Origin of the sequence: Pseudomonas sp. EYE_354, from assembly GCF_023148575.1 — a bacterium.
Lineage (GTDB): Bacteria > Pseudomonadota > Gammaproteobacteria > Pseudomonadales > Pseudomonadaceae > Aquipseudomonas.
Genome location: NZ_JAHXNQ010000008.1, coordinates 159197 through 180906, shown reverse-complemented (window position 1 = coordinate 180906; position 21710 = coordinate 159197). Strand labels below are relative to the sequence as shown.

Sequence of the window (21710 nt, the reverse complement as noted above, 5' to 3'; positions counted from 1 at the left end):
TACGGCGCGCCAGCACGTTTTTCAGGAGCTGAATATGTCCACCGAAACCCTGTTGAAAACCCCATTGCATGCCCTGCACATCGAACTGGGCGCGCGCATGGTGCCCTTCGCCGGCTACGACATGCCGGTGCAATACCCGCTGGGCGTGATGAAGGAGCACTTGCACACCCGTGATCAGGCCGGGTTGTTCGATGTGTCTCACATGGGCCAGATCCGCCTGACCGGCGCCAACGCCGCCAAAGCCCTGGAAACCCTGGTGCCCGTCGACATTATCGACCTGCCGGTGGGCATGCAGCGCTACGCCATGTTCACCAACGAAAACGGCGGCATCCTTGACGACCTGATGGTCGCCAACCTGGGCAATGACGAGTTGTTCCTGGTGGTCAACGCCGCCTGCAAGGATCAGGACCTGGCACACTTGCGCCAACACATCGGCGATCAATGCACCATTGAGCCGCTGTTCGAAGAGCGCGCCCTGCTGGCCCTGCAAGGCCCGGCGGCGGTGAAAGTGCTCGCGCGCCTGGCACCGCAAGCCAGCAAGATGACATTTATGCAGTTCGCCTCGCTGCGCCTGCTGGGTGTGGACTGCTACGTAAGCCGCTCGGGTTACACCGGTGAAGACGGCTTTGAAATCTCCGTGCCTGCCGCCAACGCCGAAAGCCTCGCCCGCAGTCTGCTGGCCGAGACCGAAGTACAAGCCATCGGCCTGGGCGCCCGCGACTCGCTGCGCCTGGAAGCCGGCCTGTGCCTGTACGGCCACGACATGAACAGCGAGACCACACCAATCGAAGCCAGCCTGTTGTGGGCCATCTCCAAGCCCCGTCGTACCGATGGCGCGCGCGCCGGTGGTTTCCCCGGTGCCGACCGCATCTTCACCCAACAGCAGACCGGCGTGAGCCGCAAGCGTGTGGGCCTGCTGCCGCAAGAGCGCACGCCGGTACGTGAAGGCGCAGAGATCGTCGACGAACACGGCACCGTCATCGGCAGCGTGTGCAGCGGCGGCTTTGGCCCGAGCCTGGGTGGCCCGCTGGCCATGGGTTACCTGGACAGCGCGTTCACGGCGCTGGACACCGAGGTTTCTGCGCTGGTGCGTGGGAAAAAGGTGCCTCTTCGTGTAAGTAAAATGCCATTCGTGCCACAGCGTTACTTCCGCGGTTGATTTGACTGTTCCTATAAGTAACGCAGTTGCGAAAACGTGCACTAATCTGTAACGCAACCGCCATAAAACAGTGCACCCACGATAGTCATTGTTATAGGGATTAACCTATAACAAGTGATCCGTTCTATCGAATAAGGCTAGTGCAGATTATTCCGCGAAGTGTCACCAAGCCCCGCAAAACCTGAGGTTTTGCGGGGCTTGTTTTTTCCATATTAGTTGGCGTAGAGTTTGCCCACTGTGTTTGCATGGGTCGCTTGGAACCTGGACCTGGGCAGTAGCTGAAGTAGTTGTGCTACAACCCGTTCGACGTCTCTTACTTTCCTGCAACCCAGCCCAGTACTCTTTCATGTGAAAGGGGCTGTCATTAATTTTTAGCGTCAAGGAAATAAGAAAATGTCCCAACGTCAGAGCGGTACCGTCAAGTGGTTTAACGACGAGAAAGGGTTTGGTTTTATCACTCCAGAAAGCGGTCCGGATCTGTTCGTGCATTTCCGCGCTATTCAGGGCAACGGCTTCAAGAGCCTCAAAGAAGGCCAGAAAGTGACTTTCGTTGCGGTGCAGGGCCAAAAAGGCATGCAGGCTGACGAAGTACAAGCAGAAGCCTGATTCTTTCTGCGACAAAAAGCCCCTGATATGACATCAGGGGCTTTTTTATGGGCGCGATTCCGTAAACTGCGTCTTTTATTCCGAGAGCCCTGCCATGTCCAAACCCTTACTGAGCCCCCAAGGCGACTTCCCCGCCGTTGGCCTGGGCCGTCGTCTGGCAGCGATGTTCTACGATTTCCTGCTGTGCACCGCCCTGCTGATCGTCACCGCGTTTATCTACAAACTGATTTGGATCGCGTTCGTCGGCGAAGCCAAAATGCGCACCCTCACCGAATCCGGCGCACTGGACGGCGACCCGTTGCTGTCGACGATTTTATTGTTCGTGCTGTTTGGCTTCTTCGCCAAGTTCTGGACCCATTCCGGGCAGACCCTGGGCATGCAGGTGTGGGGCGTGCGCGTGCAGAATGCCGACGGCTCGCGCATCAGCCTGTGGCAGGCGCTGCTGCGCTTTGTGGTGTCGATTGCGTCGTGGTTGTGCGTGGGGCTGGGCTTTGTCTGGTCACTGTTCGACAAGCACAAACGCAGCTGGCATGACATTTATTCGGATACGCAGTTGGTGCGGATTCCGAAACAGAAGAAGTAATCAGGGCGACGCCAATCAAGGGTGGGAGGCGGCTTCCCCCCACCCTATTTAACGCATTCAGCCGAAGTCAGGCGTTGCCCGCCAGCTTGAGGCGCGCTGCCTGGGTGAAATCCAGCATGCGCTTGAGCGGGCGCACAGCGTGGGGGATCACCGAAGGCTCGACGAAGATCTCGTTACTGCCCTCACGCAGGCACTGCAAGGTGCGCTCCAGCGTGTTCATCGCCATCCACGGGCAATGTGCACAACTGCGGCACGCGGCACCGTTGCCGGCCGTAGGCGCCTCGACGAAGACCTTGTCCGGGCACAGCTGCTGCATCTTGTAGAAGATGCCGCGGTCGGTGGCGACGATAAAGGTCTTGTTCGGCAGACGCTGCGCTGCGGCGATCAGTTGGCTGGTGGAGCCTACCGCGTCAGCCAGCTCGATCACCGAGGTCGGGGATTCAGGGTGCACCAGAATCGCCGCATCCGGGTAGAGCGCCTTCATGTCTTCCAACTGCTTGGACTTGAATTCTTCGTGGACGATGCACGCACCGTCCCACAGCAACATGTCGGCGCCGGTCTGGCGCTGGATGTAGGTGCCCAGGTGCTTGTCCGGGCCCCAGATGATGGTCTCGCCGTTGTCCATCAGGCTTTCGACGATTTCCAGCGCACAGCTGGAGGTCACCACCCAATCGGCCCGCGCTTTAACCGCCGCCGAGGTGTTGGCGTACACCACCACGGTGCGCTCGGGATGCTGGTCGCAGAATGCCGAAAACTCATCCACCGGGCAGCCAAGATCCAGGGAACACGTGGCTTCCAGGGTTGGCATGAGGATGCGTTTTTCGGCGGTGAGGATTTTGGCGGTCTCGCCCATGAAACGCACACCGGCGACCAGTACGGTCTTGGCCGGGTGGGCGGCGCCGAAGCGGGCCATTTCCAGGGAGTCGGAGACACAGCCGCCAGTTTCTTCGGCCAGGGCCTGAATCACCGGATCGCAATAAAAGTGCGCCACCAGCACCGCGTCCTGAGCCTTGAGCTCGGCGGCGATGGCGGTACGCAGGCTTGCCTCTTCCTCGGCGCTTAGCGCCTTGGGCTGCTTGGCATCGAGGTGGGCTTGAACCAGTAGGCGTTCGGAAATGTGCGTCATGTTCGCAAGACCTGCAGGCGCAGTTGCGCGAAAGTCGAGTGTACCACCGGCTCTGGAGCCCTTCGGGCGCCGCCGGACGAAGTGATTGTGTTCATCAAGCACGGGTAAAGGTGAAGCTGCGCAAGGCTACAGAATATCGAATGGATTCAAAAGCCTAATCTGGTATTCGCGGGTGCGTCTTTCAGGCAAAAAAACGGGAAGCCCCTGCGCTGGGGCTTCCCGTTTTCGTCTGTGCCCTCAGCGTGTCAGCGCATTGGGGTCCTGCTGCAACATGACTGATTCATGCATCTTCGCCAGGGCGTCCTTCAAGGTAGCCTCCTCCAAAGCGTCCTTGGATTTTTTGCTTTCCGTGGCCGCATATTCCAGCAACACCACGTAGTCATGGCTGACCGAGGCCTGCTTGGGCACGAAGGTCTCGTCCACCAACTTGCCCAATACGTATTTCTGGGTGCGGGTCACCTGGCTGGCCTCCTGGGAAACCGAAGCGTTGATCAACTGGCCGTCTTTGTAAGACAGGTTGGCCGACGTGCTGGCCTTGTCCTCAACCTGGACGTAGAGGTAGTTTTGCGAGTTTTCATCGCGCGTCAGACCGGGATTTTTACTGCCATCAAGGCCCTTATGGTAACTGGCCGACAGGCTCGACTGCTGGTCCTGGGTAACGCTGCGATCCAACTGGCTACTGCCGCTGACCCGGGTCTTTTGCGACACGTTGTAAGCAAAACTGTCGACTTCAGACGGGCGCATCGGGTTGGACGATTCGCTGACCTGCTTGATGGAGGCCTTGAAGTCCGCCAGGCCAGTCAGTATGCCCTGGTCGGTCGGGTTGCGCGTGAGTGCTTCGGGGAGGCCGACGCCCTGCGGGTAGTTGCTGTTCAAGGCGCTGAATGCGTCCTTGAACAGGGTCATCAGCTCGGCCTTGGCGTTGCCACGCTCCTGCACACGATCAAATTGAGCCAGGTAGCTACTCAAGGCCTTGGCCTGTTGCTGGGCATTGCCCAGGATCGCGGCGTTTTTCAGGTCCACGGCCAGGCTCACTTCGCCGCTTGGGCCACTCATGCGCGTGGTGCGGCTTTGTGTATCCGCGTGGAAGGCCAGGGTCTGGTTCTGCCCTTCCAGCGTCTTCAGTTTGGCGTTGAGATCCACCGACGCCAATACCTTCGAGTCAAACGTGGTCAGTTTGCCCAGATCAAGTTTGGGCGGCGTTGCGCCAAGGCCATCGATCGCCGCCTGGAAGGCGCTGCCTAATTGGCCAACCGCCTTGAGCTCGTCATCGCTCAGGCTGCCACCCTCGACCGTTGCCTTTACGCCCAGGCCATCGTTCTGGCTGGACAGGCTGAAAGTGACGGTTTTTCCGCTGGCCGTCTTGATGCTGAGGCTGACCTGGTTGTCGGCCTTGCTGTGCAGCAGCGATTGGTCGACTCGCATCTCGCCGGCATTTTGCGCGCGGTCGGCGCTCGCATAGAGCACAGACTGGGAAATGTCCGTGCCGCCCTTGGCGAACTGCTCTATCAGGCTCGCACCGAGGCCACTGAAGCGGCTGGCCGTGGACAGCGCGTTGAAGTTGGTATTAATCGTCTTGCTGAGGGCGTCCTGGCTGGTGTTCTCCCACGCTCGCACGAGCTCCTGGCCAGGCAGTTGCCCGCGGCGCGAATAAGTATCGGATAGCGTGTCGGACACCACATTGCCCAGGCTGACCACCGACGAAGGGCGGGCAACGGCGCCAGCGGCGTTCTGCACCACACTGACGGGGGCAGGTTCGATAGGCCGAATAGCGCGTGCGATGGCGGAGCTGATAGGCGAAAGCGTCGTCATGACAATCCCTGTCTTGAGGTGAACGAACTCGATTTAACACAAACCCTCGGACGCGAGGCAAGCGATAAAAAAATCACTGATGAAGCGTCGAACTCAATGACGCCATATTAGCTGCACCTGCCGGCGCAGCGAGGCACTGATATCGGGCGTCCTCGAGGCTGCTTTCAAACTGTTCAAGGCCATCGTAGAGGCTTTGCAAATTTTGGATTCGGGTTATCAGCTCGTATTTTTTATCTGCAATGGCCTTGCAGGCCAATTCCCAGGGCAGTGCCTGCCCCCGGTGATCCTGAAGGATCGCCTGCATTTCCTTGAGTTTGAAGCCCAGTTGCTGAGCGCATTTGATGAACATCAGCAACTCGACACTTTGCTGGTTGTAAACCCGATACTTACCTTCACGCACGGGCGGCGGCAGTAAGCCGATGTTCTCGTAATGGCGGATCGTCTTAACAGTGGTGCCCGACAGCAGGGCGGCTTTGCCGATATACATGAAAAGTCCCTATCACGGCGCAGGAATGGGCGCACGAGGGCGCATCGCATCTTCACACATGTGTCCGGGATCGGGAACCTGAGGACCTCAACGCTCGGCGATCGCCTGCGCGTGCTTGAGCCAGGCTTCACGCCGGGCCAGACCGGAACCCAGAATTGGTCCGAACATCAGGGTTTTCAGCGGCTTGATACCGCAGAACGCCAGCGTGGTTGTGCGCACCTGGTGCACGCCCGGCATGCGATAAACCCACTTGTAATACCAGGGAGGCGTATCCATCGTGACCAGCAGGTGGGCCGTCCTCCCCTTTAACAGCTTATCGGGAAAGGCTTTGCCTTCACGGTACTTGAAGGCAAAACCAGGCAGGAACGTCCGGTCGAAAAAGCCTTTCATCAGCGCCGGAATAGCACCCCACCAGATGGGGTAGACAAATGCCAGGTGTTGCGCCCACGTGATATCGACCTGAGCCTGGAGCAGATCGGGTTCCAGCGGCTGGATCCGGTTGTAGCCCTCATGCAGCACGGGATCGAAGTTCAGCGCCCCCACTCGTAGCAGACGCACCTCATGCCCGGCACGTATTGCGGCTTGCACATACGTGTCGGCCAATGCGCCGCAAAAGCTGTCGGCGCAGGGATGTCCCAGAATTACCAATACTCGCTTGCCCATCATCACTTCACCCTGAACGTTGGACGCCCAGAATAGGGTGTGCCCTTAACGGGAGAGTCAACAGGAGGGTTGTCGGCGGGTATTGGCGGCATGCGCCGAGATGCAGTTGCGATGGGCCTGAACAGGCGATTTTTTCGTGACACTCAGTGCGTTGCGCACTCGCCAAATCCCAGGCAAAAAAAAACCCGGAAATCCTCACTTGCGTGGGCCTTCCGGATTTTCTAAACCGCCAAAAATGGTGGGTCGTGTGGGATTCGAACCTACGACCAATTGGTTAAAAGCCAACTGCTCTACCAACTGAGCTAACGACCCGCTGTGTGGTGGCGCGTATAATACTGATTTCTAAGGATTATTCAACACCTTATTTGAAATAAATCAGAAATAACGCGTTGGGTCCGTAATTCCGGCCATTTTGAAGCCCTCGGCACGCAGTCGGCAGGCGTCGCATTTCCCACATGCACGACCGGCATCGTCGGCCTGATAGCAGGAATCCACGCCTAGTCCTACGCCCGCCTTCACGATGTCTGACTTGCTCAGGTTCTGCAGCGGCGCCCGAATACGAAACCCCTGCCCTTCTACCCCGGCCCTTGTCGCCAGGTTGGCCATGCGTTCGAACGCCTCGACGTATTCCGCACGGCAGTCCGGGTAGCCGTTGTAATCAAGGGCGTTCACGCCGATAAATATATCGCGGGCATTCAGCACTTCGGCCCAGCCCAAGGCCAGTGACAGGAACACCGTATTGCGCGCCGGTACGTACGTGACCGGAATGCCCTGGGTAGGCGCCAACGGCACGTCGATAGCGCTGTCAGTCAGGGCAGAGCCGCCGATGCCGCTGAGGTTCAGGCCAATCACTTTGTGCTCCACCACACCGAGGTCATGGGCGACACGCGCGGCGGCATTCAATTCGGCGCGGTGGCGCTGGCCGTAGTCAAAGCTCATGGTGTAGCAGCTGTAGCCGTCAGCACGGACCATGGCCACCAACGTGGCAGAGTCGAGGCCGCCGGACAGCAGGATGACCGCGCGCTTTTGCTCGCTCATCTCAGCGCCCCGGCTCGTCGTTCCACAGGTATTTATGCAACTGCAATTGCAGGCGTACCGGCAGATTGTCGGCCACGACCCAGTCAGCCAGGTCGCGGGCATTGAGGTCGTGATGGCTCGGAGAGAACAGCACCTCGCCGGCACGACGGTCGAGACCGTACTGGATCAACTTGGAGGCCGCCCAGTCATAGTCGTCGCGCGAACAGATAACGAACTTGACCTGATCGTTGGCCGTCAGCAAGTCCATGTTGTCATAGAGGTTGCGGTGCGCCTCCTTGGAACCCGGGGTCTTGAGGTCGACCACGCGGCTGACGCGTGGGTCGACCGCCGAGATGTCCAGGGCACCACTGGTTTCAAGGGACACTTCATAACCGGCATCACACAGCCGCTTGAGCAGCGCAATGGCATTGGGCTGGGCCAACGGCTCGCCCCCGGTCACGCAGACGTAGCGCGGCTTGAAGCCAGCAACCTGCTCGAGGATGTCGTCCAGGGTGCGCACGGTGCCGCCACTGAAGGCATAGGCGCTGTCACAGTATTGGCAACGCAACGGGCAACCGGTGAGGCGCACAAATACGGTGGGCAGCCCAGCGGTTCGCGTTTCACCCTGCAACGAGTAAAAAACTTCGGTAATACGTAATGTGTCTTGCATAGTCGCCACGGGCGTAACAGCTAAACAGGCTGTCCGCCTCCGTCAGGCACTTAGAGGAACCCCGCCAACGCGCAGGCCCCAAAAAGCGTGTTTCATAAAAGGGCGTGGATTCTAACGAAAAAACCCGCGCCAGGCGCGGGTTTCTTCTAAACGGGCTGCGTTGCTTACAAACGTTGCAGATCCCGTTGAGCCAACTGAGCAGCGGAAGTCCCCGGATATTGGGCGACGACCTGCTGCAGAATGCCTTTGACCTTGTCGGTATGACCCAGGCGGCGCTCTACGTCAGCGAGTTTGTACAGCGAATCAGGCACCTTGGCATGCTTGGGGTACAGCTGGCTGACCTTGGCAAATGCCTGGCCCGCCCCCTGCAAATCACCCTTTGCCAGGTTCACCTCGCCCAACCAGTATTGGGCATTGCCCGCGTACTGGCTGTTGGGGTAACGCCCAAGGAATGCGGTAAAGGCTTTGCTGGCCTTGTCGAAGTCCTTGGCCTTGATCAGGTCGAAGGCTGCATCGTAATACAGTTTTTCCTTCGCCGGATCACCCGGTTCGCTGCTGGCGGCAGGGGCCTGGCCCGCAGCCGCGGCCCCTGCTGCCGCACCACCGGCGGCGGCGCTTGGCGCACCACCGGTAGAAGAATTATCTGGAGTAGCGGCTGGTGTAACGCCGGCTCCTATACGTCGATCAAGATCCTGGTAACGCTCCAGGCCTTCTTGCTTGAGCTGGTTCACTTGATTTTGCAGCACTTCAATTGCGCCCTGTTGCTGCGCCAATTGATCCTGCATGCGTTGCAACTGGTTGAACAGTTCGCCCTGTGCCGAGGGAGCGGACGTAGCCGCCCCCCCAGCATAGGCGCCGTTCGTGCCATAACCTGCTGGCGGATAGCTGCTCCCGCTATTGTTATAGCCAGAGTTGCTATCCGTTACAGGAACCGCAGCCCACACCGCAAGCGGTGCGAAGCTGAGAGCCAATACAGTCAGAGCACGACGGCACGTTCGCATGACGAATTACTTACGCAGTTCGACGCGACGGTTTTGAGCCCAGGACTGCTCGTCGTGGCCAGTAGCAACTGGACGCTCTTTACCGTAGGAAACCAGTTCCAGTTGGCCTGGAGCAACACCTTGCAGTACCAGGTAGCGCTGAACGGCTTTCGCACGACGCTCGCCCAGTGCCATGTTGTACTCACGAGTACCACGTTCGTCGGTGTTACCTTCCAGAACAACGCGAGCGCCGTTAGCTTTCAGGTCCTTCGCGTGAACGTCCAGAGCGCGCATGGCTTCTGGTTTCAGGTCCGAACTGTCATATTCGAAGTAGAAAGTGGTGATAGCGCGCAGAGCAGCTTCTTCGCTCAGGGAGCCGTCAACTGCACCAGTGTTAGCGCCGTAACCAGCGTTTGGATCAACAGCTGCGCCTTCACCGGCATTGTCGCCGCCTTTAGACGAGCAACCAACGGCTACGGACAGAGCCAGAGCCAGAGCAGCAAACTTACCAAACTTCAGCATTTCCATCGTGAAACTCCTAATGAACCCCAGTGTGTTAAGTACTTCTTTTTGTAGCGCCGCGTCAGTTCAGGTAAGGGGACCAGGACGGTTCTCTGACTTCGCCTTGAGCGGTAGGAAGCGGGAGCCTCACGCGTCCATTAATGGACACGAGCATCAAGACTCCCCGGCCCTGCTGGCGGGTGGCGTAGATTACCATGGTGCCGTTGGGCGCAACAGTAGCTGACTCATCAAGGTTGGTATCTGTAAGGATTTTTACCGTTCCACGCTGCAAATCCTGGGCCGCAACCCGGAAATTAGTGAAACCATCCTGACGGTGAATCATCACCAACGTCTTTTCATCAGCCGAAAGCTTAGGGTTGGCGTTGTAGTTACCAATAAAGGTCACTCGTTCCGCACCGCCACCGCCAATACTCGATTTGTAGATTTGTGGCTTGCCGCCCCGGTCAGAGGTGAAGTAGATGGTCGAACCATCCTTTCCCCAGAACGGTTCAGTGTTAATGCCCGGGCCGCTGGTCACACGTGTGATCTGGCGCGAAGCCATGTTCATCACGTAGATATCCGGGTTGCCGTCTTTGGACAGTACGAACGCCAGGCGCGAACCATCCGGCGACCAGGCCGGCGCACCGTTAAGGCCTTCGAAGTTGGTGATCTGCTCACGACGGCCAGTGTCGATGTGCTGGACGAAGATACGCGGACGCTTCTGTTCGAACGACACGTAGGCAATACGCTTGCCATCCGGTGCAAAGCGCGGCGACAGGATTGGCTCACGCGACTGCAGCAAGGTTACAGCGCGCGCGCCGTCATAGTCCGAACGTTGCAGGGTATAGCGGGTGTTGTCTACGGAGAAACGTTCAGCCGTTACATACAGCAGACGTGTCGAGAAAGCCCCCTTGATACCGGTGAGCTTTTCAAACGACTGGTCCGAAATGTAGTGGGCCATGTCCCGCAATTGTTCGGTGGTGCCCGAAACACTGCCGGTCAAGACCTGCTGCTCGGTCGCCACGTTGAACAGGGTGTACTGGATCTGCAGGCGACCGCCGGCCGGCACAATGTTGCCGACCATCAGGTATTGCGCGCCTACCGCTTTCCAGTCACGGAACACGACTTCGCTGGCCTGGTTAGGCTGGCTGATCATATTGCCTTTGGGAATCGGCGCGTAGTAGCCGGAGTTGCGCAGGTCGTCGCTGACGATCTGGGCCATGTCGTCCGGCAGCACACTGCCGCCCTGCCAACCGAACGGTACTACAGCGATCGGGGTGGCCCGGTCGCTACCGCTGGTGACCAGGATGTTCTTTTCATCCGCCGCCGCTATCCCTGCCATACAGCAAATAACGACAAGCATTCCTCGAAGAAGGTTTCTCACAAGGCTAGATCCTCAGGTGTGAATGTCATCTTGAATGAACGATAGGGAGCGAAGTCGCTTGGTTTCATTCCCTGCATCTCGGTCAACCGGCCAATATTCTTGACCGCGGCAACCGCCGAACTGTCGAACGAACCGTCACCACTGGACTTGGCCACAGTGACCGAAGTCACCGTACCGTCCGGCAACATGCCGATCTGCAGCACTACTGTCATGCCTTTGCGTGCCGAAGGCGGACGGGTCCAACCCTCTGCTGCCCGCGCCCGAATCAAATCGTCGAAACTGCCCGCGACTTCATCGCCACGCTCATCGGCCAAGGCTTGCTGACGCTGCGGCGTGTCGGAGAGCAAATCTGCCAAGGCCTGGGCCTTTTTCTCTTCGGCGGATTTACGCGCTGCTTCCTGGGCCTTTTTCTTGGTGGCATCGGCGGCAGCTTTCTTCTTCGCGTCGTCGGCGATTTTCTTCTTCGCCTCGTCTGCTTCAGCTTTTTTCTTGGCGTCTTCGGCGGCTTTCTTCTTCGCGTCTTCGACGATCTTTTTCTTGGCTTCTTCAGCGGCCTTTTTCTTGGCCTCTTCTTCAGCTGCTTTTTTGGCTTCTTCTTCAGACTTCTTCTTGGCTATATCAGCCAATTGTTTCTCTTCGGCCTTTTTCGCTTCGGCAGCTTTCTCGGCTTTCTTGGCTTCATCAGCCTTTTTCGCCTCGTCGGCCTTCTTCGCTTCGTCAGCCTTTTTCGATTCCTCGGCCTTTTGAGCCGCCTCTTCTTTCTTTTGTTCCGCAGCAGCCTTCACCGCTTCCTGCTCGACCTTCTTCTGTTCCATCTGTTCGACTTCAGTCTGGCGCGCAGCCGACTTCTGGGCTTCACCCGCAATCTTCTGATTGGTCTGGGTGGTGGCCTGACTTTTCGATTTCAGCTGATACAGGGTCGCCTGCACGATCGGCTTGGCTGGCGGCAGGTCCGGGGTCATGGCAAAGCTGACGAACAGCATGCCAAAGACCAGGACGTGCAGGGCAATTGCCCAGACGCTAGGCCAGAAGTAGCTCTCCGAGGCGGACGGCTCTCGCTGTTGCTGCATCAGGGCGCCTCGGTGATCAAGCCAACGTTACCGACGCCGGCCTTCTGCAGCCCGCCCATGGCGCCCATGACGGAGCCGTAGTCGACCGACTTGTCGCCGCGGATGAACACCTGGGTATGCTTGCCGCCTTCGTTGCCGGAACGAATGATCTTGGTCACCGCGTCGGTCATCGCCGGCAGGGTCAGGGCCTTGTCCTGCTGCTTCTGGGTATCGACTTCGCTGCCAAGGTTCCAGTAGTAGGTCTTGTCAGCCTTGATCGAAATGGTCAGCACCTGGGTGTTGTTGTCCTGAGGCAAGGCTTCGCTGGAAACCTTGGGCAGATCAACCTTCACACCCTGGTTGAGCATCGGCGCGGTCACCATGAAGATCACCAGCAGCACCAGCATCACGTCGATGTAAGGCACTACGTTCATCTCGGCGACCGGCTTGCGCTTGGTTCGAGCTCGAGTGATTAAAGCCATCGGGGAGTACCTGCTTATTCTTCGCTGGTGTGCACTTTACGGTGCAGGATCGCCTGGAATTCATCGGCGAAGGTGTAGTAACGGCCAATCAGGTTTTCGCCGCGCGCGGCAAAACGGTTGTAGGCAATAACAGCCGGGATCGCGGCGAACAGGCCGATCGCGGTGGCGATCAGGGCTTCGGCGATACCTGGGGCCACTGTGGCCAGGGTGGCTTGCTGAGCCTGGGCCAGGCCGCGGAAAGAGTTCATGATGCCCCACACGGTACCGAACAGGCCGATGTACGGGCTGACGGAACCTACGGTGGCGAGGAACGGCAGGCTCTGCTCCAGTTTCTCTTCTTCGCGGGAAATGGCCACGCGCATGGCACGGGCGACGCCTTCCATCACCGCTTCCGGATCAACACCCGGTTGCTGGCGCAGGCGCGAAAATTCCTTGAAACCGGCACGGAAGATCTGCTCGACGCCCGAGTCCGGGTCGGGGTTGCTGCCGGCCTGGCGATACAGCTTGGACAGGTCGATACCCGACCAGAAGCGCTCTTCAAAGCTCTCCAGGGCACGTCGACCGGCACGCAGCAGGTTGCTGCGCTGAAAAATCATGACCCAAGAGGTAACCGATGCGGCTACCAGGATCAGCATGACCAGTTGAACCACAACACTGGCATTGCTGACCAGGCTCCACATGGAGGAATGGTCGACGACGGTAGGTTCCACGCTAAATCTCCTGCTTTGATTGTTTACCCGCGCCGCTCACGGCGGCAAAGGCCGCACGTAGAGTTTCGGGAATGGCCCGAGGTTTCAAACTGTTGGTGCGCACACACGCCACCAGGAACTGCCCCTCACAGAGCAGCGTTGCATCCGTTGCCCGCCTGACCTGCTGCTTGAAACGCAGGCTGGCACGGTTCAATTCGATTACTTCAGCGCTGACCAGCAGCTCGTCGTCCAATCGCGCCGGTGCGTGGTAACGCGCCTCGCTGGAGTGCACGACGAATAACAGGTCCTCCCCTGCCAGCTGGGATTGGGCAAAGCCCAGCTCCCGTAGCCGCTCGGTTCGAGCCCGCTCCATAAACTTGAGGTAATTGACGTAATACACGATGCCGCCGGCATCGGTGTCCTCGTAATAAACGCGACAGCGATGTGCGAACGACTGTTCCCCGTTTTGCGCGCGCATACTCTAGTGCTTACTCCTGAGGTTGCCAATCCGGCTGGGCAACTGTTTTTGCATTCTCGATGACATTTCCTACGACTGAATGACGACGCCAGACACTGGGACAGCACAAACCTCGAATAAATCGACCCACATAGCCTTTTTAATCGTCAACCGCATCAAGAAATTCGTCTACCACAGGCATCTCACCCAATCGTGACGGAATGTTTAAGCCAAAGTGCAGGTAGGCGTGGCGCGTCACCACCCGCCCCCTGGGCGTACGCATGATGTAGCCCTGCTGGATCAGGTACGGCTCCAGCACGTCCTCAATGGTATGGCGCTCCTCGCTGATGGCCGCAGCCAGGCTGTCGACCCCTACCGGGCCGCCGTCAAACTTCTCGATCATGGTCAAGAGCAGACGCCGGTCCTGGTGATCAAACCCATGCTCATCCACGTCCAGCAGGTTCAAGGCCAGGTCGGCCACAGCCTTGGTGATGTGGCCCTTGGCGCGTACTTCGGCAAAATCACGCACGCGGCGCAGCAAACGGTTGGCGATTCGAGGTGTGCCACGGGCTCGGCGCGCGATTTCAAATGCGCCTTCCGGGTCCAGTGGTAAACCGAGAATGCTGGCCGAACGGCTGACAATGGTCGCCAGGTCTGCAGTGCTGTAGAACTCTAGACGTTGAACGATACCGAAACGGTCTCGAAGCGGATTGGTCAGCATGCCGGCACGGGTGGTCGCCCCCACCAGGGTGAACGGTGGCAGGTCGAGCTTGATCGAACGAGCCGCAGGGCCCTCGCCGATCATGATATCGAGCTGAAAGTCCTCCATGGCCGGGTACAGCACCTCCTCGACGATCGGCGATAGCCGGTGAATCTCGTCGATAAACAGCACGTCATGGGGCTCAAGGTTGGTCAGCAGCGCCGCCAGATCACCCGGACGCTCCAGCACCGGGCCGGAGGTGGATTTGATCGATACGCCCATTTCCTGGGCAATGATGTTGGCCAGCGTAGTTTTACCCAACCCCGGCGGGCCGAAGATCAGCGTGTGGTCAAGCGACTCACTGCGCCCGCGTGCGGCCTGAATGAACAGCTCCATTTGCTCGCGCACGGTGGGCTGGCCGATGTAGTCGGCCAGGCTCAGGGGGCGAATGGCACGGTCCTGGACTTCTTCACGGTCGCGCGAGCCGGTGGCCGCGATCAGACGATCAGCTTCAATCACTTAAATCATTCCCTTCAGGGCTCGGCGGATCATGTCTTCACTGCTCAGGTTCTTGTCCTTGATGGCCGACACGGCCTTACTGGCTTCCTGCGGCTTGTAGCCCAGGGAAATCAGCGCGCTGACCGCATCGCTCTCGGCACTGGCCACCTGGCCTGGCGGCATATCCGGTTGGTTGGGCACCAGGGCAAACATGCTCGGCACAACCTCCCAGGCCTTGAAGCGGTCCTTGAGCTCCACCAACAAGCGCTCGGCGGTCTTCTTGCCGACCCCCGGCACCTTGGTCAGCGCCGAAGTGTCCTGGGCCGAGACGGCACGCACCAATTCGTCCACTTCCAGGCTCGACATCAATGCCAGGGCCAGTTTGGGGCCTACGCCGTTGAGGCGGATCAGCTCGCGGAAGAAGTCGCGGTCGCGCTTGCCAATGAAACCATAGAGCAATTGCGCGTCTTCGCGTACCACCAAATGGGTGTGCAAGGTCAGCGGCTCGCCTACGGACGGCAAGCGATACAGGGTGGTCATGGGCACTTCCAGCTCATACCCCAACCCATTGACATCCAGAATCAGGTGCGGCGGCTGTTTCTCAGCCAGGGTGCCGCGCAAGCGTCCAATCACGGTTCAGATCCTTAAAGCGTAGGGGTCAGATCAAGGCCTGACCGCAAAATTCGATTGCGCTGATGCTATCAGAGACGCAGGCGTCCGCCACGACTGCGTGCAGTGCCCAAGCCATGAGGCAGCAGGCTGGAACGGGTGTGCGCATGGCAAATGGCGATAGCCAGGGCGTCGGAAGCATCGATCTGCGGTTTTGAAGTGAGCTTGAGCATGTGCATGACCATCATCTGCACCTGCTCTTTATTGGCGCCACCGGTGCCGACCACGGCCTGCTTGACCTGGGTCGCGGTGTACTCGGCGATTTCCATGCCCTCCTCGGCGCCTGCAACGATCGCGGCGCCACGGGCCTGGCCCAACTTCAAGGCCGAATCGGCGTTTTTCGCCATGAATACTTTTTCGATGCCCATGGTCACCGGGCCGTAGGTCTGGATCACTTCACGCACGCCGCGGTAGACAATCTGCAAGCGCTCGGCCAGCTCACCCGCCCCCGTGCGAATACACCCCGAGGCCACGTAAACACAGCCACGCGGGGTGTGTTGCACCACGCCAAAACCGGTGATGCGCGAACCGGGGTCGATACCTAGGATTAAAGTCATAACGCCTGCGGGTTGGATAAACACATTTGTTGATACACCAACGTTCAAATGCGGGAGAGGGCTTGCCTCCGATAACGGCGGTTCAGTCGATTTATAAGTCACTGACACACCGTCATCGGGGGCAAGCCCCCTCGCGCATTTGGATCTACATCATTCTTCAGCCTAGCTGTTCGGCCACGGATTCCGGGATGTCGGCGTTCGAATACACGTTCTGCACATCGTCCAGGTCTTCGAGCATGTCCAGCATCTTCAGCACCTTCTGTGCACCCTCCAGGTCCAGTTCGGCACTGGTGGTCGGCAGCATCACGATTTCCGCGTCGGTGCCCTTGAACCCCGCCGCCTCCAGCGCATTACGCACGGCGTAGAAACTGGCGAAGGAGGTGAACACGTCGATGGAGCCGTCTTCGTTGGTTACCACGTCGTCGGCATCCGCCTCCATGGCCGCTTCCATCAGCGCATCTTCGTCCGTGCCCGGCGCAAAGGTAATCTGGCCCTTGCGCTCGAACAGGTAGGCCACGGAACCGTCAGTGCCCAGGTTACCGCCGCATTTGCTGAACGCATGGCGCACAGCGGCCGCAGTGCGGTTGCGGTTATCGGTCATGCACTCGACCATCACCGCCACGCCGCCGGGGCCGTAGCCTTCGTAGGTCAACTCGACCATGTCGTCGGTGTCGGCCGCGCCGGCACCGCGGGCCACCGCACGGTCGATGATGTCGCGGCTCATGTTGGCGCCGAGGGCCTTGTCCAGTGCCAGGCGCAAACGTGGGTTGGAGCCGGGGTCACCACCTCCCTGGCGGGCGGCGACGGTCAGCTCGCGGATCCACTTGGTGAAAATCTTGCCTTTCTTGGCATCCTGTCGCTCTTTGCGGTGCTTGATGTTCGCCCACTTGGAATGGCCAGCCATAACACAACTCCGAAAATTCTCTAGAAACCTTGGTCAACTCCGCCCTCGGCGGAATGTAGCGCTTTAACGCAAAGGCGCATCCGAAGATGCGCCTTTTTGACTGCCTGAAACTCTATCGCGCTTTCACGCAGCAGCCTTACTCAGCTTTTGGTGTCTCGCGCAGGCGAATATGCAGCTCGCGCAGCGCCTTGGCGTCCACCACACCGGGTGCCTGCGTCATCACGTCCGCAGCACTCTGGGTTTTCGGGAAGGCGATCACTTCACGGATCGACTGGGCGCCGGTCATCAGCATCACCAGACGGTCCAGGCCGAAGGCCAGGCCACCGTGCGGCGGCGCGCCGTATTTGAGGGCGTCGAGCAGGAAGCCGAATTTCTCTTCCTGTTCCGCTTCGTTGATACCCAGCAGGCGGAACACCGCTTGCTGCATCTCTTTGCGGTGGATACGGATCGAACCGCCACCCAGTTCGGTGCCGTTGAGCACCATGTCGTAGGCACGGGACAGCGCGCCTGCAGGGTTGGCTTCCAACTCCGCAGGGGAGCACTTCGGCGCGGTGAACGGGTGGTGCAAGGCGCTGAAGCTGCCGTCGTCGTTCTCTTCGAACATCGGGAAGTCAACGACCCACATCGGCGCCCATTCGCAGGTCAGCAGGCTCAGGTCGTGACCGAGCTTGATACGCAGGGCACCCAGGGCTTCGCTGACGATTTTGGCTTTGTCGGCACCGAAGAACACGATGTCGCCATCGACCGCGCCGACGCGATCCAGGATCACGTTCAGGTTGGCTTCGGGGATGTTTTTCACGATCGGCGATTGCAGACCGTCAACACCGTTGGCGCGCTCGTTGACCTTGATGTACGCCAGGCCCTTGGCACCGTAGATGCCGACGAATTTGGTGTAATCGTCGATCTGCTTGCGCGGCATGCTCGCGCCGCCTGGCACACGCAGGGCGGCGATGCGGCATTTCGGGTCGTTGGCCGGGCCGCTGAACACCTTGAAGTCGACGTCCTTTAGCTGGTCGGCAACGTCCACCAGTTCCAGCGGGTTACGCAGGTCCGGCTTGTCGGAACCGTAGCGGCGCATGGCCTCTTCGAAGGTCATGTGCGGGAATTCGCCGAACTCCAGGCCCAGCACTTCCTTGAACAGGTTGCGGATCATTTGCTCGGTCAGACCCATGATCTCTTTTTCATCGAGGAAACTGGTCTCGATGTCGATCTGGGTGAATTCCGGTTGACGGTCAGCGCGCAGGTCTTCGTCGCGGAAGCATTTGGCGATCTGGTAGTAACGGTCGAAGCCGGCCACCATCAGCAGTTGCTTGAACAACTGCGGCGATTGCGGCAGCGCGAAGAACGAACCGGCGTGGGTACGGCTCGGCACCAGGTAGTCACGCGCGCCTTCCGGGGTGGCCCGGGTCAGGATCGGCGTTTCTACGTCAAGGAAGCCATTCTCGTCGAGGAAACGGCGGATGCTGGTGGTCATGCGCGAACGCAGACGCAGTTTCTCGGCCATTTCCGGACGACGCAGGTCCAGGAAGCGGTAGCGCAGGCGGGTTTCTTCGCCGACGTCGGAGTATTCGTTGAGTGGGAACGGCGGGGTTTCCGACTCGTTCAGCACTTCCAGCTCATAGCCCAGCACTTCGATACCGCCGGAGGCCATGTTCTTGTTCACGGCACCAGCCGGACGCAGGCGAACCTTGCCGGTGATCTTCACGACGTACTCGCTGCGCACACGATCGGCGGCGGCGAAGCTTTCGGCACGGTCCGGATCGAACACCACCTGGGCCAGACCATCACGATCACGGATATCGAGGAAGATCACCCCGCCGTGGTCGCGGCGACGGTGAACCCATCCGCAAAGGGTAATTTCCTGACCTTCCAGGGTCTCGTTCAGTTGGCCGCAATAGTGGCTGCGCATCATGGTCGTGGTTTCACTTCTCGTAATTCGTAATTCGGTGGCAGGCGTGCCTCGTCACCGTACAGTTAAGCAGGGGACGGATAATGCAGGAGCCGGCGCGTAGAGTTCAACTCAGTCTGCTTTGTCGCCGCCCGCCAGATTCTTCTTGGCGCCGGTCTTGAAGTCGGTTTCGTACCAGCCACCGCCGCTCAGGCGGAAGCCCGGCATGGACAACATCTTCTTGAGCTCAGGGGCCTGGCAGGCCGGGCAATCGACCAGCGGTGCTGCGCTGATCTTCTGGATGGCTTCCAACTGATGACCACAGGAAGCGCATTGATAGTCGTACATGGGCATGGCGATGTCTCGGCGATCAGATCGTTACTGCGCCACGCCTGCCTCAGAGGCAAAGCCCCGGCATGCGTAGCAAAGCGCGGGATTATATCTGGTAAATCGAGGCAGCGCAGCCGGCTTTCTACCCGGAGCCTCGCCCGCCAGGGCGACGGACCGACTCCGGCACCATAGGTTTACTCCGGGTTTAAAGGAGCGACATGGTCCTTGAGCAGATGAACCACGCACACCACCCTGACCAGACCACTGAAGTTCTTCACACCGCCATAGCGCAAATGCACTTCCCGATCCACGTAGGACAGCAACGCACTGACAGAACAGGCGTTGATCCGGGCTATTTCAGCCAGGATATTCCAATAGACCTGTTCAAGCCGCAGGCACGTGGAAAACCCATTGAGCCTGACTGATCGGGACAACGGCCTGGCCAGCCCCATGTCGAACCCTTTGGCAAAGGGGTCGACCTTTACTTTATGAAAACCACAATTTTCCATCGCTCCATTACCCACTCCGCGTGACATACACCTGACACTCCATTGCCAAACACTGACCCATGGGTTGCTCCCATTGGGCGATGGCTCTATGGAACAGCAGGGAGACAGGCGGCAGCCAGAAGACGCGGAGTCGATAGTTGTAGGACAACGCCAGGAAGTGCGCAGAAACAAAGCGAATGGCGCCAGGCCGGCGCCACTCAGGTTCGAGACTTACTGATTTTCGAGCAGGGACCGCAGCATCCATGCGGTTTTTTCGTGCACTTGCATGCGCTGGGTCAGCAGATCCGCAGTGGGCTCATCGCTGACTTTGTCGAGCAATGGGAAAATGCCGCGCGCGGTCCGCGTCACCGCTTCCTGGCCCGCCACCAATTGCTTGATCATCTCCTCCGCACTCGGCACCCCCTCCTCCTCCTTGATAGAAGAAAGGCGAGCGTAAATAGAATAGGCACCCGGTGCGGGGAACCCGAGGGCGCGGATACGCTCGGCAATAGAGTCCACCGCCAGCGCCAGTTCGTTGTACTGCTCCTCGAACATCAGGTGCAGCGTACGAAACATGGGGCCCGTGACGTTCCAATGGAAGTTGTGGGTCTTCAGGTACAGTACATAGGTATCGGAGAGCAGTCGTGAAAGCCCGTCGACGATGGATTTACGATCTGCTTCGCTGATACCGATATCGATTGCCATGTTTATCCCCTTCAATTGACAAGCATTCATTGAGTCAGGTGCAGGACCACTCTAGCAAGAGAGCCGATGATGCGCAGCCCGACTCGTCATAGGTGCGGCAAATGGTCCCGGGTGTAACGTCTTCCTCAGCGACAGACAAATCTTGAACAAGGTAAGCATTTTTCTGTACCTCGACCCAAACCACCTGCGCATGTCTAGGACAGGCGTTTGGCGAAGAAATGCCAAAGGCACCGAAACGCCCGCAAATGCTTGATTTGAGTAGGCACGGCCTTTGCTGTTAAATAGGTAGCGTGTCGCCGCCGTTAATCTCCACGGCAAGCGGCATAGGCTGATCCCCGCGCACGTGCCCAACGCCTCCCATTGTTCAGAAGCGAACCGTGCCAGTCAGCTCTTCCTTGTGATCCGTCTTAACGTGAGTTAATCAAAATGTTGAAAATCGTCCACCTGCTAACGGGCGTTGCAGCGTTGCTGCTGTCCTTTATCCCAAGCCTGCAGCCTGAAAGCCTGCCCTACCTGCAACAACACGATGCCTTGTACCTGGCCTTGTTCGGCCTTCTTAACCTGACGCTCGCCCCGGTAATCCCTTACTGGAACAAAGGCACCCGTCATCAACTGCAAAACCTGGTCAGCGCTCTGCTGGTACTGACCGTTGTCTTACAAACCCTCACCCTCCTGGCACCCATGCCTGAAGTCGGCGGCCACCCGGCCATCCTGCTCAGCCTGGTGATCGCTGTGGTCGCCATCGTTCTTCACCTGGCCATCAGCTTCTACCGTTCGTCCCCGGCGGCCGCGTCGCAAAACTACGACATGACCAATCGGGATACCGGTACCGTCAAGTGGTTCAACACGTCCAAAGGCTTCGGCTTTATTTCCCGTGATTCGGGCGACGATATCTTCGTCCACTTCCGGGCCATTCGCGGCGAAGGCCATCGCGTTCTGGTGGAAGGCCAGCGCGTGGAGTTCTCCGTGATGAATCGCGACAAAGGCCTGCAAGCCGAAGACGTGATCGCTGCATTGCCGCGTCGCTGACACCCGCGCTCGCAGCCATAAAAAACCGCGATCCAGCCTTGCTGGGTCGCGGTTTTTTATTGCACGCAGATTAATAGTGAGGCGGCGGCGCCTCTTCTTCGGACGTTTCGAACTGCCCACCCATTTCTTCCTGGCGCTTGAGCAATGCGGTCATCTGCAGTTGCAGGCGTTCAACCGCACGCTGCTGGGCGACCAGGATGTCATTGAGGGTCTCGATGGTGTCGTCCTGAAACGCCAGGCGGCTTTCCAAGTCGGTGACGCGGTCTTGCAGGTCCAT

General features: G+C 58.9%; 26 protein-coding genes and 1 tRNA gene. 4 read left to right on the top strand and 23 right to left on the bottom strand.

Annotation, left to right across the window (positions count from 1 at the left end; translation table 11 throughout):
• Positions 1-34: 34 nt before the first annotated feature.
• The 3 genes from gcvT (at position 35) to KZX66_RS13410 (ending at position 2348) form a co-directional block, all read left to right on the top strand.
• On the top strand, positions 35-1159 hold the full coding sequence (gene gcvT / locus KZX66_RS13420) for a glycine cleavage system aminomethyltransferase GcvT (RefSeq protein WP_248080042.1): 1125 nt from the start codon (positions 35-37) through the stop codon (positions 1157-1159).
• 393 nt (positions 1160-1552) lie between these two features.
• The gene (locus tag KZX66_RS13415) at positions 1553-1765 is read left to right on the top strand and encodes a cold shock domain-containing protein (RefSeq protein ID WP_003175786.1); all 213 of its coding nucleotides are present in this window, start codon (positions 1553-1555) and stop codon (positions 1763-1765) included.
• Positions 1766-1859: 94 nt separating this feature from the next.
• Entirely contained in the window at positions 1860-2348 is a 489-nt protein-coding gene (locus KZX66_RS13410; RefSeq protein WP_248080040.1) for an RDD family protein, read from the top strand.
• 67 nt (positions 2349-2415) lie between these two features.
• On the opposite strand, the gene nadA is transcribed toward KZX66_RS13410, so the two are convergent.
• From nadA to KZX66_RS13300, 22 genes are all read right to left on the bottom strand, one after another.
• Positions 2416-3474: a quinolinate synthase NadA gene (nadA, locus tag KZX66_RS13405; RefSeq protein ID WP_248080038.1), complete on the bottom strand. Its 1059-nt coding sequence runs from the start codon at positions 3472-3474 to the stop codon at positions 2416-2418.
• 237 nt (positions 3475-3711) lie between these two features.
• Positions 3712-5286 carry a lactate dehydrogenase gene (locus tag KZX66_RS13400; RefSeq protein WP_248080036.1) on the bottom strand — a complete coding sequence of 525 codons (1575 nt, stop codon included), beginning with the start codon at positions 5284-5286 and terminating at the stop codon, positions 3712-3714.
• A gap of 73 nt (positions 5287-5359) precedes the next feature.
• Complete coding sequence (locus tag KZX66_RS13395) at positions 5360-5773, bottom strand: MerR family transcriptional regulator (protein WP_248080034.1); 414 nt, start codon at positions 5771-5773, stop codon at positions 5360-5362.
• An 87-nt stretch (positions 5774-5860) separates the two neighbouring features.
• Positions 5861-6436, bottom strand: coding sequence for an NAD(P)H-dependent oxidoreductase (locus tag KZX66_RS13390; protein ID WP_248080203.1), 576 nt, complete (start codon positions 6434-6436; stop codon positions 5861-5863).
• Between the two features lie 236 nt (positions 6437-6672).
• Positions 6673-6748, bottom strand: a tRNA-Lys gene (locus KZX66_RS13385).
• A gap of 63 nt (positions 6749-6811) precedes the next feature.
• Complete coding sequence (gene queC / locus KZX66_RS13380) at positions 6812-7474, bottom strand: 7-cyano-7-deazaguanine synthase QueC (protein ID WP_248080032.1); 663 nt, start codon at positions 7472-7474, stop codon at positions 6812-6814.
• A 1-nt stretch (position 7475) separates the two neighbouring features.
• Complete coding sequence (gene queE, locus KZX66_RS13375) at positions 7476-8123, bottom strand: 7-carboxy-7-deazaguanine synthase QueE (RefSeq protein ID WP_248080030.1); 648 nt, start codon at positions 8121-8123, stop codon at positions 7476-7478.
• A 164-nt stretch (positions 8124-8287) separates the two neighbouring features.
• The gene (gene ybgF / locus KZX66_RS13370) at positions 8288-9124 is read right to left on the bottom strand and encodes a tol-pal system protein YbgF (protein WP_248080028.1); all 837 of its coding nucleotides are present in this window, start codon (positions 9122-9124) and stop codon (positions 8288-8290) included.
• Positions 9125-9130: 6 nt separating this feature from the next.
• Positions 9131-9631, bottom strand: a complete 501-nt coding sequence (gene pal, locus KZX66_RS13365) for a peptidoglycan-associated lipoprotein Pal (RefSeq protein WP_003209827.1) — start codon at positions 9629-9631, stop codon at positions 9131-9133.
• Between the two features lie 55 nt (positions 9632-9686).
• Entirely contained in the window at positions 9687-10967 is a 1281-nt protein-coding gene (gene tolB / locus KZX66_RS13360) for a Tol-Pal system beta propeller repeat protein TolB (protein WP_248080201.1), read from the bottom strand.
• Positions 10968-10984: 17 nt separating this feature from the next.
• Positions 10985-12058: a cell envelope integrity protein TolA gene (gene tolA, locus KZX66_RS13355; RefSeq protein ID WP_248080026.1), complete on the bottom strand. Its 1074-nt coding sequence runs from the start codon at positions 12056-12058 to the stop codon at positions 10985-10987.
• Complete coding sequence (tolR, locus tag KZX66_RS13350) at positions 12058-12510, bottom strand: protein TolR (protein WP_160384999.1); 453 nt, start codon at positions 12508-12510, stop codon at positions 12058-12060. Before tolR ends, tolA begins: the two co-directional genes overlap by 1 nt.
• A 23-nt stretch (positions 12511-12533) precedes the next feature.
• Complete coding sequence (tolQ, locus tag KZX66_RS13345) at positions 12534-13229, bottom strand: protein TolQ (RefSeq protein WP_032890916.1); 696 nt, start codon at positions 13227-13229, stop codon at positions 12534-12536.
• A gap of 1 nt (position 13230) precedes the next feature.
• A complete protein-coding gene (ybgC, locus tag KZX66_RS13340) occupies positions 13231-13686 on the bottom strand; it encodes a tol-pal system-associated acyl-CoA thioesterase (RefSeq protein WP_248080024.1) in 456 nt (151 codons plus the stop codon).
• A gap of 139 nt (positions 13687-13825) precedes the next feature.
• Positions 13826-14884, bottom strand: coding sequence for a Holliday junction branch migration DNA helicase RuvB (gene ruvB, locus KZX66_RS13335; RefSeq protein WP_248080021.1), 1059 nt, complete (start codon positions 14882-14884; stop codon positions 13826-13828).
• A complete protein-coding gene (gene ruvA / locus KZX66_RS13330; protein WP_248080019.1) occupies positions 14885-15496 on the bottom strand; it encodes a Holliday junction branch migration protein RuvA in 612 nt (203 codons plus the stop codon). It abuts the gene before it with no gap.
• Positions 15497-15564: 68 nt separating this feature from the next.
• The gene (ruvC, locus tag KZX66_RS13325; protein WP_248080017.1) at positions 15565-16089 is read right to left on the bottom strand and encodes a crossover junction endodeoxyribonuclease RuvC; all 525 of its coding nucleotides are present in this window, start codon (positions 16087-16089) and stop codon (positions 15565-15567) included.
• Between the two features lie 157 nt (positions 16090-16246).
• Positions 16247-16993, bottom strand: a complete 747-nt coding sequence (locus KZX66_RS13320; protein ID WP_248080014.1) for a YebC/PmpR family DNA-binding transcriptional regulator — start codon at positions 16991-16993, stop codon at positions 16247-16249.
• Positions 16994-17129: 136 nt separating this feature from the next.
• A complete protein-coding gene (gene aspS, locus KZX66_RS13315) occupies positions 17130-18905 on the bottom strand; it encodes an aspartate--tRNA ligase (RefSeq protein ID WP_248080012.1) in 1776 nt (591 codons plus the stop codon).
• 108 nt (positions 18906-19013) lie between these two features.
• Positions 19014-19235 carry a zinc ribbon domain-containing protein gene (locus tag KZX66_RS13310; protein WP_017139808.1) on the bottom strand — a complete coding sequence of 74 codons (222 nt, stop codon included), beginning with the start codon at positions 19233-19235 and terminating at the stop codon, positions 19014-19016.
• 170 nt (positions 19236-19405) lie between these two features.
• Positions 19406-19747 (bottom strand): ribbon-helix-helix domain-containing protein, encoded by a 342-nt coding sequence (locus tag KZX66_RS13305; RefSeq protein WP_248080010.1) that lies wholly within the window; start codon positions 19745-19747, stop codon positions 19406-19408.
• A 183-nt stretch (positions 19748-19930) separates the two neighbouring features.
• Positions 19931-20404, bottom strand: a complete 474-nt coding sequence (locus KZX66_RS13300) for a Dps family protein (protein ID WP_122720393.1) — start codon at positions 20402-20404, stop codon at positions 19931-19933.
• 426 nt (positions 20405-20830) lie between these two features.
• On the opposite strand from KZX66_RS13300, the gene KZX66_RS26400 reads away from it, so the two are divergent.
• Entirely contained in the window at positions 20831-21433 is a 603-nt protein-coding gene (locus KZX66_RS26400; RefSeq protein WP_282445919.1) for a cold-shock protein, read from the top strand.
• A gap of 70 nt (positions 21434-21503) precedes the next feature.
• On the opposite strand, the gene KZX66_RS13290 is transcribed toward KZX66_RS26400, so the two are convergent.
• Positions 21504-21710, bottom strand: a complete 207-nt coding sequence (locus tag KZX66_RS13290; RefSeq protein WP_027605535.1) for a SlyX family protein — start codon at positions 21708-21710, stop codon at positions 21504-21506.